13 protein-coding genes and 2 tRNA genes are annotated in these 13,840 nt (G+C 59.7%); 1 reads left to right on the top strand and 14 read right to left on the bottom strand.

Going from position 1 to position 13,840, the window contains the following annotated elements:
* Positions 1-5: 5 nt before the first annotated feature.
* The gene (locus ASF84_RS00230) at positions 6-287 is read left to right on the top strand and encodes a DUF2845 domain-containing protein (RefSeq protein WP_056834043.1); all 282 of its coding nucleotides are present in this window, start codon (positions 6-8) and stop codon (positions 285-287) included.
* A 150-nt stretch (positions 288-437) separates the two neighbouring features.
* On the opposite strand, the gene ASF84_RS00225 is transcribed toward ASF84_RS00230, so the two are convergent.
* The 14 genes from ASF84_RS00225 to folP form a co-directional block, all read right to left on the bottom strand.
* The gene (locus tag ASF84_RS00225) at positions 438-794 is read right to left on the bottom strand and encodes a BON domain-containing protein (protein ID WP_056834041.1); all 357 of its coding nucleotides are present in this window, start codon (positions 792-794) and stop codon (positions 438-440) included.
* 343 nt (positions 795-1,137) lie between these two features.
* On the bottom strand, positions 1,138-3,243 hold the full coding sequence (gene pnp / locus ASF84_RS00220) for a polyribonucleotide nucleotidyltransferase (RefSeq protein WP_056834039.1): 2,106 nt from the start codon (positions 3,241-3,243) through the stop codon (positions 1,138-1,140).
* Positions 3,244-3,514: 271 nt separating this feature from the next.
* Positions 3,515-3,784: a 30S ribosomal protein S15 gene (rpsO, locus tag ASF84_RS00215; protein ID WP_056834037.1), complete on the bottom strand. Its 270-nt coding sequence runs from the start codon at positions 3,782-3,784 to the stop codon at positions 3,515-3,517.
* Between the two features lie 160 nt (positions 3,785-3,944).
* Complete coding sequence (gene truB / locus ASF84_RS00210; protein ID WP_056834035.1) at positions 3,945-4,862, bottom strand: tRNA pseudouridine(55) synthase TruB; 918 nt, start codon at positions 4,860-4,862, stop codon at positions 3,945-3,947.
* A gap of 3 nt (positions 4,863-4,865) precedes the next feature.
* The gene (rbfA, locus tag ASF84_RS00205) at positions 4,866-5,267 is read right to left on the bottom strand and encodes a 30S ribosome-binding factor RbfA (RefSeq protein ID WP_056834033.1); all 402 of its coding nucleotides are present in this window, start codon (positions 5,265-5,267) and stop codon (positions 4,866-4,868) included.
* A 136-nt stretch (positions 5,268-5,403) separates the two neighbouring features.
* Positions 5,404-7,959 carry a translation initiation factor IF-2 gene (infB, locus tag ASF84_RS00200; protein ID WP_056834031.1) on the bottom strand — a complete coding sequence of 852 codons (2,556 nt, stop codon included), beginning with the start codon at positions 7,957-7,959 and terminating at the stop codon, positions 5,404-5,406.
* Between the two features lie 26 nt (positions 7,960-7,985).
* The gene (gene nusA, locus ASF84_RS00195) at positions 7,986-9,467 is read right to left on the bottom strand and encodes a transcription termination factor NusA (protein WP_056834029.1); all 1,482 of its coding nucleotides are present in this window, start codon (positions 9,465-9,467) and stop codon (positions 7,986-7,988) included.
* A gap of 59 nt (positions 9,468-9,526) precedes the next feature.
* The gene (gene rimP, locus ASF84_RS00190) at positions 9,527-9,985 is read right to left on the bottom strand and encodes a ribosome maturation factor RimP (protein WP_056834027.1); all 459 of its coding nucleotides are present in this window, start codon (positions 9,983-9,985) and stop codon (positions 9,527-9,529) included.
* A 130-nt stretch (positions 9,986-10,115) separates the two neighbouring features.
* Positions 10,116-10,192 (bottom strand) — tRNA-Met (locus ASF84_RS00185).
* Between the two features lie 96 nt (positions 10,193-10,288).
* Positions 10,289-10,374, bottom strand: a tRNA-Leu gene (locus tag ASF84_RS00180).
* A 46-nt stretch (positions 10,375-10,420) separates the two neighbouring features.
* A complete protein-coding gene (gene secG, locus ASF84_RS00175) occupies positions 10,421-10,801 on the bottom strand; it encodes a preprotein translocase subunit SecG (RefSeq protein ID WP_056834025.1) in 381 nt (126 codons plus the stop codon).
* Positions 10,802-10,805: 4 nt separating this feature from the next.
* Positions 10,806-11,561, bottom strand: a complete 756-nt coding sequence (gene tpiA, locus ASF84_RS00170; protein WP_056834023.1) for a triose-phosphate isomerase — start codon at positions 11,559-11,561, stop codon at positions 10,806-10,808.
* 65 nt (positions 11,562-11,626) lie between these two features.
* Entirely contained in the window at positions 11,627-12,967 is a 1,341-nt protein-coding gene (gene glmM, locus ASF84_RS00165) for a phosphoglucosamine mutase (RefSeq protein WP_056834022.1), read from the bottom strand.
* A 17-nt stretch (positions 12,968-12,984) separates the two neighbouring features.
* Complete coding sequence (folP, locus tag ASF84_RS00160; RefSeq protein ID WP_056834020.1) at positions 12,985-13,836, bottom strand: dihydropteroate synthase; 852 nt, start codon at positions 13,834-13,836, stop codon at positions 12,985-12,987.
* Positions 13,837-13,840: the final 4 nt, after the last annotated feature.

Genomic DNA, 13,840 nt, shown 5'->3' with positions numbered 1-13,840 from the left:
TGCTGATGGCATTGACCGGTGCCGGCATGGGCCTGGCACAGGCCTCGACCCTGCGCTGCAACAGCCATCTGGTCAGCGTGGGCGACCACGCCTTCGAGGTGCAGAAGAAATGCGGCCAGCCGGCCAGCCAGGCCACGCTTGGCTCGCGCAAAAGCTACAACAGCACCTACCGCCGCTCCGAGCAGGTCGACATCGAGGAATGGGTCTACGGCCCCGACCACGGCATGTACCGCTACCTGCGCTTCGAGGGCGGACGCCTGGTGCGTATCGAGAGCAAGCGCGGCTGATTATCTGCCGCCCACAATAGAACAGGCCCCGACTCGAAAGCCGGGGCCTGTAATGGCCACATCCCTGTGGCCTCTCGCATGAACCTTCTCATCAACCGGACACCTTGCTGGCGCCCGGCTGTCGTTCAGAGGGTCATCATCGATTCTTGCTTAGTCAGCCTTCAGGCCGTCAGCCGAAACAGCGGTAACACCCTTGATGTTCTTGGCGATCATCACAGCCTGCTTTTTCTGGGCTTCGGTCACGGTGACTTTCGAAGACAGGGAGACCACGCCTTTGTTGGTTTCAACTTCGATGTCCGAGCCTGGAATGCCTTTTTCGGTCAGCAGGTCAGCCTTGACCTTGGTGGTGATCCAGGTGTCGCTGCCTTCTTGCTTGGCATTGTCAACGGTGTCGTTGGCGGCCAGCATGATGGGCGCCTGGGTAGCCTGGTTGGCGGTCTGGGCGAATGCACCACCGGCCATGGTCAGAGTCAGGGCAGTGGCAGCAGCGATAGCGAACTTCTTCATACGATAACTCCTGTTTTTCTCAAAAACTGCGTAAGCATCACTTCGCAGGGTTAACAGGTATATCGCAAGCGCTGTGCCAGCTTTGAATTGCTTATAAAACTTATATAAATCAATTAGTTAACAAATAGTGAAAAACTGATGATCGTGCAGTTTGCCCGTTTCGCTGTCGTGCACGCATGCAAGTTGCAAGTTTTCCCGAAGGCACGTAGCCACCACACAGACCGTGGCGCCGATCACCTTGTAGACCGCCGAAAAATACCCATAAAAAAATCCGCAGCCATTGCCGGCCTGCGGATTTTTCAGACAGCCCGGCGTCACGACGACGCCGGCTGGCAGGGTTACATCAGACGCCGGAAGCCTTGGCAGCCGCCACGTCCTTGATCGACAGCTTGATACGGCCGCGGTTGTCCACGTCCAGTACCAGCACTTCGACTTCCTGGCCTTCTTTCAGGATGTCGGTCACTTTTTCGACCCGAGCGTCGCTCAGCATCGAGATGTGAACCAGACCGTCCTTGCCCGGCAGGATGTTGACGAAGGCGCCGAAGTCGACGATGCGCTCGACCTTGCCGACGTAGATCTTGCCGATCTCGGCCTCTGCAGTGATGCCCAGGACGCGCTGGCGAGCAGCCTCGGCCGCTTCCTTGGTTTCACCGAAGATCTTGATAGTGCCGTCGTCTTCGATGTCGATCGACGCCTTGGTTTCTTCGCAGATGGCGCGGATGGTGGCGCCGCCCTTGCCGATGACGTCACGGATCTTGTCGGTGTCGATCTTCATCGCGATCATGGTCGGCGCGTTGGCCGACAGTTCGCTGCGGGCCTGACCGATGATCTGGTTCATCTGGCCGAGAATGTTCAGGCGAGCTTCCAGGGCCTGGCCCAGGGCGATCTCCATGATCTCTTCGGTGATGCCCTTGATCTTGATGTCCATCTGCAGCGCAGTGACACCCTTGGCCGTACCGGCGACCTTGAAGTCCATGTCGCCCAGGTGGTCTTCGTCACCCAGGATGTCGGTCAGGACGGCGAACTTGCCACCTTCCTTGACCAGGCCCATGGCGATACCGGCCACGGGTGCCTTGACCGGCACACCGGCGTCCATCAGGGCCAGCGAAGCACCGCAGACCGACGCCATCGAGCTCGAACCGTTGGACTCGGTGATTTCCGAAACCACGCGGATGGTGTACGGGAACTCGTCAGCGCTTGGCAGCATGGCCTGGACGCTGCGACGGGCCAGACGGCCGTGACCGATTTCACGGCGACCGGCGCCGCCCATGCGACCACACTCACCGACCGAGAACGGCGGGAAGTTGTAGTGCAGCATGAAGGCGTCTTTCTTCTCGCCTTCAAGGGTGTCGAGCAACTGTGCGTCGCGGGCAGTACCCAGGGTTGCAACAACCAGGGCCTGGGTTTCGCCACGGGTGAACAGGGCCGAACCGTGGGTCTTCGGCAGCACGCCGACTTCGATGTTCAGCGGGCGCACAGTGCGGGTGTCACGGCCATCGATACGCGGCTTGCCGTTGACGATGTTCTCGCGCACGGTGCGGTATTCGATTTCGCCGAAGGCGGCCTTGATTTCGCTGGCAGACGGGCTGCCCTCTTCCACAGCCAGCTTGGCCACGATCTGCTCGCGCAGTTCGCCCAGGCGTGCATAGCGGTCAGCCTTGACGGTGATGGTGTAGGCGTCGGAGATCGCGTCGCCGAACTCGGCACGGATGGCGCCCAGCAGCTCGGTGGCTTCCGGCTTTGGCTGCCAGTTCCACAACGGCTTGGCGGCTTCGGCGGCCAGTTCCTTGACGGCGTTGATCACCACCTGGAACTCGTCATGGGCGAACAGGACGGCGCCCAGCATCTGGTCTTCGGTCAGCTCTTTGGCTTCGGATTCGACCATCAGTACGGCTTCGGAGGTACCGGCCACGACCATGTCCAGGCTCGAAGCCTGCAGTTGCTCGTAGGTCGGGTTCAGCAGGTAGCCGGTGCTTTCATGGAACGCGACACGGGCGGCGCCAACAGGACCGTCGAAAGGAATGCCGGAGATGGCCAGGGCGGCCGAGGTGCCGATCATCGCCGCGATGTCCGGATCGGTCTTCTTGCTGGTCGAAACGACGGTGCAGACAACCTGGACTTCGTTCATGAAGCCTTCAGGGAACAGCGGACGGATCGGACGGTCGATCAGTCGCGAAGTCAGGGTTTCCTTCTCGGAAGGACGGCCTTCACGCTTGAAGAAACCGCCAGGGATCTTGCCGGCGGCGTAGGTTTTTTCCTGGTAGTGCACGGACAGCGGGAAGAAGCCCTTGCCCGGGTCTGCCTGCTTGGCACCCACGACAGTGACCAGCACGCTGACGTCGTCATCAACGGTGACCAGGACGGCGCCGGAAGCCTGGCGGGCAATACGGCCTGTCTCCAGGGTTACGGTCGACTGACCGAATTGAAACTTCTTGATTACCGGGTTCACGGTTTCCTACCTTCTTTGTTGACTTTGGGGGAACTGGTTTCTTGCGAATTCTTGGGCCGGGCGGGGAGTCGGCCCCGATCAGGCTCCAGATAAAACTTGAGGCTGGAAGCCTGCCTGGTTCACCGGTTAAACCGGTGAGCCTGACAGACAACCAACCTCAGATTCCTGACCGCCCATGCGTTTCGGATCTCATCTGCGATTGCCAGCCTCGGCAAGCGACATCATCGAAAAGAACCACACGGGCCGGAACAGGAGACGTGCCACATCGCAATTAGCGACGCAGGCCCAGACGACCGATCAGGGCGCTGTAACGGCTGACATCTTTACCCTTCAGGTAGTCCAGCAGCTTGCGACGCTGGTTTACCATGCGGATCAGACCACGACGGGAGTGGTGATCTTTACCGTTGGCCTTGAAGTGACCCTGCAGCTTGTTGATGTTGGCGGTCAGCAGTGCAACTTGCACTTCTGGCGAACCAGTATCACCTGGAGCTTGCTGGTAGTCGGTTACGATTTGAGCTTTATCTTCAACGCTGAGTGCCATGTGGGCAATCCTTCATGTCAAGGAAGCGCCTTTGTTCAAGACGATTCCAACAGGCCGAGGGCAGTGCCTCGTATTAAAAAATGAGATGTGACCGTGCCTGTTGACAGCCACCCTCGCCCTCGCTCGGACCGGACAAGCCGGTCGTTGCGCGGGTTTTCGGTCATTCCGACCGAATCAGCCGACGCGGCGCAATGCGCCCATCATCGCTTACTTCACCGATTCCGATGAAGCGTCCTTCATGATCCTGCACCCGGACCATACCGAATTTCGGCGCATCCGGGGCTCTCACGGGCTGCCCGTGCAACCAGTAGAACGAACTGTGTTCGGAAAACTGCAGCAGTGGCCAGTCTTGCAAGCCGCTGTCGGAGGGCATCAGGAAGCGGTCGATCGCTTCGTTGCCGCCTTCGGCATGGGCCTGCTCGAGTTCTTCGAGCGTCACCGTCTGGGCCAGCGTGAACGGGCCGGCCTGGGTACGGCGCAGTTGCGCCACATAGGCACCGCAGCCCAGTTGCTCACCAATATCTTCCACCAGGGTACGGATATAGGTGCCTTTGCTGCAATCGACGGACAGTGTGGCGGTCTCGCCTTCGCTCGCCAGCAATTCCAGGCGCGCAATAGTAACAGAACGCGCCTCGCGCTCCACTACTTCCCCTGCACGCGCCAGCTTGTACAAGGGCTGGCCATCACGCTTGAGCGCCGAGTACATCGGCGGTATCTGGCTGATTTGCCCACGAAATCCTGGCAATACGGCGTCGATATCGGCGCGACCAACGGTCACGGGCCGGGTTTGCAATACGTCCCCTTCAGCGTCGCCGGTGGTCGTAGTCTTACCCAACTGCATGACAGTTTCGTAGGATTTGTCCGAATCGAGCAGGTATTGCGAGAACTTGGTGGCCTCACCGAAGCACAGTGGCAAGACACCGGTGGCCAGCGGGTCGAGGCTGCCGGTGTGTCCGGCCTTCTCGGCATTGAGCAACCAGCGCACCTTTTGCAAGGCCGCATTGGAGGTGAACCCCAGGGGCTTGTCGAGCAGGATGATCCCGCTGACGTTACGACGGATACGTTTGACCTGGGCCACCCGTTACTCCTTGGAATCGTCTGAAGCGGCATCGCCCTGATGGTGGCTGTCTTCGGCCACGGCACGCTCGATCAACGCCGAAAGGTGGGCACCACGCACCACGCTTTCATCGTAGTGGAAATGCAGTTGCGGCACGCTGCGCAGCTTCATTTCACGGCCCAGCTGCATGCGCAGGAAACCGGCGGCGGTGTTGAGCACCTTGAGGCTTTGCGCAATGGATTCGGCGTCGTCCTGGCCCATCACGGTGACGTAGATCTTGGCGTGGCCGACATCGCGGCTGACATCCACGGCGGTGACGGTGACCAGACCGACACGCGGGTCCTTGACTTCACGGCGGATCAGTTGAGCCAGCTCGCGCTGGATCTGGTCGCCGATGCGTTGGGTACGGCTATATTCTTTGGCCATGCTTGATACCTGTTACTGACCCGGGCGCAAACCCTGACGGTCTGAAAGCGGCAAACGCCCGGCCTGACGCGTGTCAGACCGGGCGTTGCGTTCAGCTCGCGACACGGTGCCAGGCACCGTGTCCGAAGCCTGCGGTTTAGAGGCTACGAGCCACCTGGACCTTCTCGAAGACTTCGATCTTGTCACCGACCTTGACGTCGTTGTAGCTCTTGACGCCGATACCGCATTCCATGCCATTACGCACTTCAGCAGCGTCGTCCTTGAAGCGGCGCAGCGATTCCAGCTCACCTTCGAAGATGACGATGTCTTCACGCAGTACACGGATCGGACGGTTACGGTAGACCGTACCTTCAACCACCATGCAGCCTGCGATCGCACCGAACTTCGGCGAACGGAACACGTCACGCACTTCGGCGATGCCCAGGATGTTCTCGCGAACATCGCTGCCCAGCATGCCGGTCAGGGCTTTCTTGACGTCTTCGATGATGTCATAGATCACGTTGTAGTAACGCATGTCCAGACCTTCCTGCTCGACGATCTTGCGCGCACCGGCATCGGCACGCACGTTGAAGCCGAACAGAACAGCGTTGGAGGCCAGTGCCAGGTTGGCGTCGCTTTCGGTGATACCACCGACACCGCCACCAATGACCCGGACCTGCACTTCATCGTTACCCAGACCACCCAGGGCACCTTGCAGCGCCTCGAGCGAACCACGGACGTCGGATTTGAGGACGATGTTGAGCGTCTTCTTCTCTTCCTGACCCATGTTCTCGAAGATGTTTTCCAGCTTGCCGGCGTGAGCGCGAGCCAGCTTGACTTCACGGAACTTGCCTTGACGGAACAGCGCGACTTCACGGGCTTTCTTCTCGTCAGCCAGTACGGTCATCTCGTCACCGGCTTCCGGTGTGCCGTCCAGGCCGAGAATCTCGACCGGGATCGACGGACCGGCTTCCTTCACAGGCTTGCCGTTTTCGTCGAGCATGGCGCGGATGCGGCCGAAATTCGAGCCGATCAGGGCCATGTCGCCCTGGCGCAGCGTACCGTCCTGAACCAGAACGGTGGCGACAGGACCACGGCCCTTGTCCAGGCGCGATTCGACGACAACACCACGGCCTGGCGCCGATGGCGTGGCCTTGAGTTCCAGGACTTCGGCCTGCAGCAGGACGGCTTCGAGCAGTTCGTCGACACCGGTACCCATTTTGGCGGAAACCGGAACGAACGGCGTATCACCGCCCCACTCTTCTGACGTCACGCCGTAGATCGACAGTTCGCTGCGAATGCGATCCAGGTCTGCACCCGGCTTGTCGATCTTGTTCACCGCGACCACCAGCGGCACGCCAGCCGCTACGGCGTGCTGAACAGCTTCGATGGTTTGCGGCATCACGCCGTCGTCGGCCGCGACCACCAGGATCACGATGTCGGTCGCCTTGGCACCACGAGCACGCATGGCGGTAAACGCCGCGTGACCCGGGGTGTCGAGGAAGGTGACCATGCCGCGCTCGGTTTCTACGTGGTAGGCACCGATGTGCTGGGTGATACCACCGGCTTCGCCAGCAGCGACCTTGGCACGACGAATGTAGTCGAGCAGGGACGTCTTGCCGTGGTCAACGTGACCCATGACGGTCACGACCGGCGCACGGGAGAACGTCTCGCCTTCGAACTTCAGGGACTCGGCCAGGGACTCTTCCAGGGCGTTGTCGCTGACCAGCGTGACCTTGTGGCCCAGCTCTTCGGCGATCAGGTGGGCAGTTTCCTGGTCCAGCACCTGGTTGATGGTCACCGGGGTGCCCATCTTGAACATGAACTTGATGACTTCGGCTGCCTTGACGGACATCTTCGCGGCCAGTTCGCCCACGGTGATGGTTTCGCCAATGGCCACGTCGCGGATGACCGGACCGGTCGGCGCCTGGAAGCCATGCGCATTGCGCTTCTTCAGCTTCGACTTGCCGCGGCCGCCACGGCGGAAGCCGTCGCTTTCTTCATCGGTGGTACGCGGAGCAACACGGACTGCAGGGGCCTTGTCCTTGCTCGACGGACGATTCGGAGCGCCTTTGCGCTCGCCATCGCCACGCGGGGTGCGGTCGTCGCCACCACGCGAAGGGGCTTTGTCTGGACGGCGCTCTTCGCGCTTGCGCACTTCGATCGTCGTCGGGGCCGGGGCACCGTTGGCATTGGCCGCGCCAGATGCTTCACGAGCCGGCTCAGGCGTTGCAGCACGAGGTGCTGGCGCTTCGGCAGGCTTGCTGGCCGGAGCCTGAGCGGCCGGGGCAGCAGCAGGCTGGCGGCGGCTTGGGTCGTCACCACGACGCTTGGCTTCTTCAGCCTCGGCTTTTTGACGCGCTGCGTTTTCTGCCGCACGACGTTCTTCCAGCTCGCGCTTGCGCTCGGCTTCGATTTCTTCGGCGCTGCGCTGCACGAAGACTTTCTTCTTGCGCACTTCAACGCTGATGCTCTTGCTACCGGCAACACGCAGGGTGCTGGTGGTCTTGCGCTGCAAGGTGATCTTGCGCGGTTCTTCCACTTTAGCCTTGTGGCTGCTTTTCAAGTGAGTCAGCAACGATTGCTTCTCACTGTCGGACACTTGTTGCTCGGCGGCGGTGTGCGGCAGACCTGCCTCACGCATCTGCTGCAGCAGGCGCTCTACCGGTGTTTTGACCTCATCGGCCAGTTGTTTCACCGTGACTTGCGTCATGCACTTCTCTCCTCAGGCCGCGCCTGTTACTCGAACCAATGGGCTCGGGCGGCCATGATCAACTTGCCGGCACGATCATCGTCAATGCCGTCGATGTCGAGCAGGTCATCTATAGACTGCTCGGCCAGGTCTTCGCGGGTAATTACGCCGCGCACCGCCAGTTCCATCGCCAAATCCTTGTCCATACCCTCAAGCGAGAGCAGGTCTTCGGCCGGATGGGCGTCTGCCAGCTTTTCCTCAGTAGCGATGGCTTTGGTCAACAAGCGATCCTTGGCACGAGCGCGAAGCTCATTGACAATATCTTCGTCAAAGCCGTCGATGTTGAGCATTTCTTCCAACGGTACGTAGGCAATTTCTTCCAGGCTGGTGAAGCCTTCATCAACCAGTACCTGCGCCAGTTCTTCATCGACTTCCAGCTCGTCGATAAAGTTGCGCAGAATGTCACCGGTTTCTGCCTGCTGTTTGGCCTGGATATCGGACTCGGTCATCACGTTGAGCGTCCAACCGGTCAACTGACTGGCCAGGCGAACGTTCTGTCCGCCACGGCCGATCGCTTGTGCCAGGTTGTCCGCACCAACAGCGATATCCATTGCATGGGCATCTTCATCGACGATGATTGCCGCTACTTCAGCAGGGGACATTGCATTGATCACGAACTGTGCCGGGTTATCGTCCCACAGCACAATATCCACACGCTCGCCACCCAGCTCGCCGGAAACAGCCTGGACACGCGAACCGCGCATGCCGATGCAGGCGCCTTGCGGGTCGATGCGTTTGTCCTTGGAGCGAACAGCGATTTTTGCACGCGAGCCCGGGTCACGCGAGGCAGCCATCACCTCGATCAGACCTTCTGCGATTTCCGGAACTTCGATACGGAAAAGCTCAATCAGCATTTCTGGCGCAGTACGCGACAGAATCAGCTGCGGGCCGCGGTTTTCGGTGCGAATTTCTTTCAGCAGTGCCCGCACACGCACACCGACCCGGAATGTCTCACGGGAGATGATGTCTTCGCGTGCCAGCAAGGCTTCGGCATTGTTGCCCAGGTCAACGATGACATTGTCACGCGTGACCTTCTTGACAGTACCGGAAATGATTTCGCCCAGTCGTTCGCGGTAGGCGTCGACGACCTGGGCGCGCTCGGCCTCGCGCACTTTCTGCACGATGACCTGCTTGGCCGTTTGCGCAGCGATACGGCCGAACTCGATGGACTCGATCTTTTCTTCGATCACTTCACCGGCGACGGCACCGGGCTTGTGCGCCTGGGCCTGGTCTACCGCATATTGGTGTGCCGGATCGTCCAGGTCTTCGTCTTCGACCACGGTCCAGCGACGGAAAGTCTCATAATTACCTGTGTGGCGGTTGATCTCAACACGCACATCCACTTCATCTTCGTAGCGCTTCTTGGTCGCTGTAGCGAGTGCCAGCTCCAGCGCTTCAAAAATGACACTGGCCGGTACGCCCTTTTCATTGGATACCGACTCAACTACCAGCAGTACTTCTTTGCTCATCGTACGCCTCGCCTTTCGCAAGCCATTGGATCCGCGGGATCCGCAGCATCTGGCACGTTTCAGTCAAACGCGGGAATAATGTTGGCCTTGTCGATCAGGTCAATCGGCAGCAGGTATTCATTGCTGTCGACCTGAACCACGACATCCTGTTCCTCCACCCCGCGGAGAACGCCTTGAAAGTTGCGCCGCCCGTCAAAGGGGGAACGCAATTTTATTTTTACCTGTTGGCCGGCGTGTGCCGCAAACTGCTCAATGCTGAACAGGGGACGATCCATGCCGGGCGACGACACTTCCAGGGTGTACTCAGAGCTGATTGGATCTTCTACATCCAACACGCCACTGATCTGACGACTGACGATTTCGCAGTCTTCCACCAGAACGCCGTTTTCTTTGTCGATATAAATGCGCAGCAGCGAATGCCGGCCTTGGGAAATGAACTCGATTCCCCAGCATTGATAGCCAAGCGCTTCAACCACTGGGGCCAGTATGGCCTGCAACTGTTCCAGCTTGCTCGACATCTGAACCCCCTCGTGCATGCTTTAGAAATAAAAAAATGGGCAAAAGCCCATCACTGAAGACACCGCTGAACACCGGTGTCATGTTCTGTACAGCTAGCAAAAAGCCCCTTAAAAGGGGCTCTGCTAAAACTGGTTGCGGGGGCTGGATTTGAACCAACGACCTTCGGGTTATGAGCCCGACGAGCTACCAGACTGCTCCACCCCGCGACAAAGCTGGGCCCGGATTATACGACCGATACCTTGACAGGTCAATCGAACATCCCGAGCGCAAGAAAGCCCGCTGATGCGGGCTCTCTTGCTAAATGGTACCGAGAAGGGGACTCGAACCCCTACACCCTACGGGCACAACCACCTCAAGGTTGCGTGTCTACCAATTCCACCACCTCGGCATTACAACTCTTTGGCGACCTCTACACACATCGCCTGAACTCTTTTTTACTTCTGCTCTGGAGCGGCAGGAACATCAGCAGGCGTGGCTGCTGGCTTCTGACCTTCAAGCATTGGCACATCATCGGATGCTGGCTTCTGCTTGATTTCCATCACAGCTGGATCTGGCAAACCGACCTGATCAAACTGCTGAGCTTTTTCTTTAGCAAAGTAGCCTAAGCCCAAGCTAGTTATGAAAAAACAGGCTGCAAGTATAGCAGTAAACTTACTCAGAAAGGTAGCACTTCCTTGGCCTCCGAAGACAGTATTTGATGCACCCGCACCAAAAGACGCTCCAGCCTCTGCACCTTTACCCTGCTGCATCAGAACCAGGGCAACAACACCCAGTGCACCCAGCAGATGAAAAACGACTACGACTGTTTCCAGCATTTTTTCAGTTTCCCGCGGCGCGACAGATCGCACCGAATTCATCTGCATTCAGGGAGGCGCCACCCACAAGCCCCCCATCGATATCCGGCATGCTGAACAACTCGGCCGCATTGGCCGCCTTGACGCTGCCGCCATATAGAAGCCGCACACCTTGCGCGACTTCGGAATCTTCTTTTGCCAGCTGCGCACGAATTGCTGCGTGCACTTCCTGCGCCTGCTCAGGCGTGGCGGTCAACCCGGTACCAATGGCCCATACAGGCTCATAGGCAACAACCGCATTGACCAGCGCCTGAATACCAAACGCCTTGATGACGCTGTCAAGCTGCTGCCCGACCACTTCAAGGGTTTGCTTCGCCTCGCGCTGCTCCAGGGTTTCCCCAATACACAGCACAGGCGTCATGCCTGCCGATTGAACGGCAGCAAACTTGCGGTTCAGGACCTCATCCGATTCACCCAGCAACAGGCGACGCTCGGAATGCCCTACCAGCACCAGCTTGCAACCGGCATCAACCAGCTGGCTCGACGCAATCTCGCCAGTCAGCGCACCTTGATCCGCCTGTACGGCTGCATCCTGTGCACCTACGGCAATCGACGCACCCTGAAGGCCGTTGACCACCTGACCCACATGCAGACTCGAGGGAAACACAGCGATGTCGACACTGCCAGGCAGAGTCTGTTTCGCCAGCCCGTCGATCAGCTCAGCGACGCTGGCGCGGGTACCGTGCATTTTCCAGTTACCAGCTACCATCGTGCGACGCATGCTGTACCTCGTCGGTCAAAGTGGGCGCAGATGTTACCCAACACTTCAAAGGCTGGCAAGCCGTATCAGGCACAAACTTCATTAACCAGTTTTGCCAGTGCCTCGGCGTAGCCACGCACCTGCTTTTCGTCTTCGCCTTCGACCATGACCCGCACCAGCGGCTCGGTCCCGGACTTGCGCAGCAGGACCCGCCCACGCCCGGCCATTTCAGCGGTCACGCGCGCACAAGCCTCCTGCACGGCCGGATGGGCCACAGGGTCGACACCACCGGCAAAGCGCACGTTGATCAGCACCTGCGGGCATTTGCGCAGCGCCTGGCGGGCCTCGGCCAGGCTCTTGCCGCTGCGGCGCAGGGCCATCAGCACCTGCAAGGCCGCAATGATCGCATCACCCGTGGTGGTGTGCTGCAGGCACACGACGTGCCCGGAGTTTTCGCCACCCAGCTGCCAGTTACGCTCAAGCATTTCGGCGATCACATAACGGTCACCGACATTGGCGCGCACGAACGGGATGCCCAGCTCGGCAAGCCCCAGCTCCAGCCCCAGGTTGCTCATGAGCGTCCCGACCACGCCGCCATTAAGACGGTCGCGCTCGTGCAGGTCACGCGCAATGATGTACATCAGCTCATCACCGTCGACAACCGCACCGGTGTGATCGACCATCAGCACCCGGTCGCCATCGCCATCGAAGGCAATGCCCAGATCGGCCTTTTCAGCCACCACAGCGGCCTGTACCGCCTCAAGGTGGGTCGAGCCACACGCCTCGTTGATGTTCAGGCCATTGGGCTGCGCCGCCAGCACATGAACCTGCGCACCCAGCTCACGAAACACATTGGGCGCAATCTTGTAGGTCGCCCCGTGCGCGCAATCGACCACCAGCTTGAGACCGGCAAAACTGGTGCTGGTCGGCACGCTGCTCTTGCAGAACTCAATGTAGCGACCCGCCGCGTCGTTGATGCGCGACACCTTGCCGAGCTTGTCCGATTCGGCAACCGTCATCGGCGCATCGAGCAACTCCTCGATCATCAGCTCGATCTCGTCGGGCAGCTTGGTCCCCTGCCCCGAGAAGAACTTGATGCCGTTGTCGTAATGCGGGTTATGCGAAGCGCTGATCACGATGCCTGCCTCGGCATGGAAAGTCCGGGTCAGGTAGGCAATGGCCGGGGTCGGCATGGGCCCGAGCAGCATGACATCGGCACCGGCAGCAGACAGGCCCGCCTCCAGCGCCGACTCGAACATGTAGCCGGAAATACGGGTGTCCTTGCCCACCAGAATGCGGCAGGCGCCCAGGCGGCGAAAAGCCATACCGGCCGCCCAGCCCAGCTTGAGCATGAAATCAGGGGTAATAGGGTACTGACCCACACGACCGCGAATGCCGTCGGTGCCGAAATATTTTCTGTTACTCATGGGGCTCCACCGTGTTCTTATTCTGCCGACTCGACAGCTGCGATCATGCGTATGACATCGACTGTTTCAGCAACATCATGCACGCGCAGGATTCTTGCGCCCTTGGTCATTGCCAGGGCCGCCAGGGCCAGACCGCCATACAGGCGCTCGCCCACGGGACGTTCCAGTACGGCGCCGATCATACTCTTGCGCGAGACCCCGACCAACAAGGGCCTTCCCAAGGCATGAAGGACTTCCATATGCCGGAACAGGCTGAGATTGTGCTCGACGGTCTTGGCGAAACCAAAACCGGGATCCAGGATGATACGTTCGGCACCGATTCCGGCTGCCGCACATTCAGCCATGCGTGACGCCAGAAAGCCGGCCACCTCGCCCAGCAGGTTTTCATACCGTGGATTGTCCTGCATGTCGCCAGGCTCACCGAGCATGTGCATCAGGCAGACGGGCAAACCGGTCTGTGCAGCCGCCTGCAAGGCACCTGGACGCCGCAATGAGCGGACATCATTGATCAGGCCCGCACCCAGCCTGGCCGTCTCACGAATGACTTCAGGCGTCGAGGTATCGACCGAGATGATGACGTCCAGCTCGCAGGCAATACGCTCGACCAGCGGCGCAACCCGCTCCAGCTCCTGATCGACGGACACCACGGCAGCGCCGGGGCGGGTCGACTCACCGCCGATGTCAATCAGGGTCGCGCCGGCACGCACCATGCTCTCGGCATGCTGCATCGCAGCGTCGAGCCTGGCGTAGCGCCCACCGTCAGAAAAGGAATCAGGGGTCGCATTGAGGATGCCCATGACATGCGTCCGGGCCAGATCAAGAACCCGGTTGCCGCAAGGCAACCGGGTCGGGTACGGCGCAACAGTCATGTCA

Origin of the sequence: Pseudomonas sp. Leaf127 (genome assembly GCF_001423155.1) — a bacterium.
GTDB classification, from domain to species: Bacteria; Pseudomonadota; Gammaproteobacteria; order Pseudomonadales; family Pseudomonadaceae; genus Aquipseudomonas; species Aquipseudomonas ovata.
Note: the sequence above shows the minus strand (reverse complement) of the source record. Positions and strands in the feature narration are given on the sequence as shown.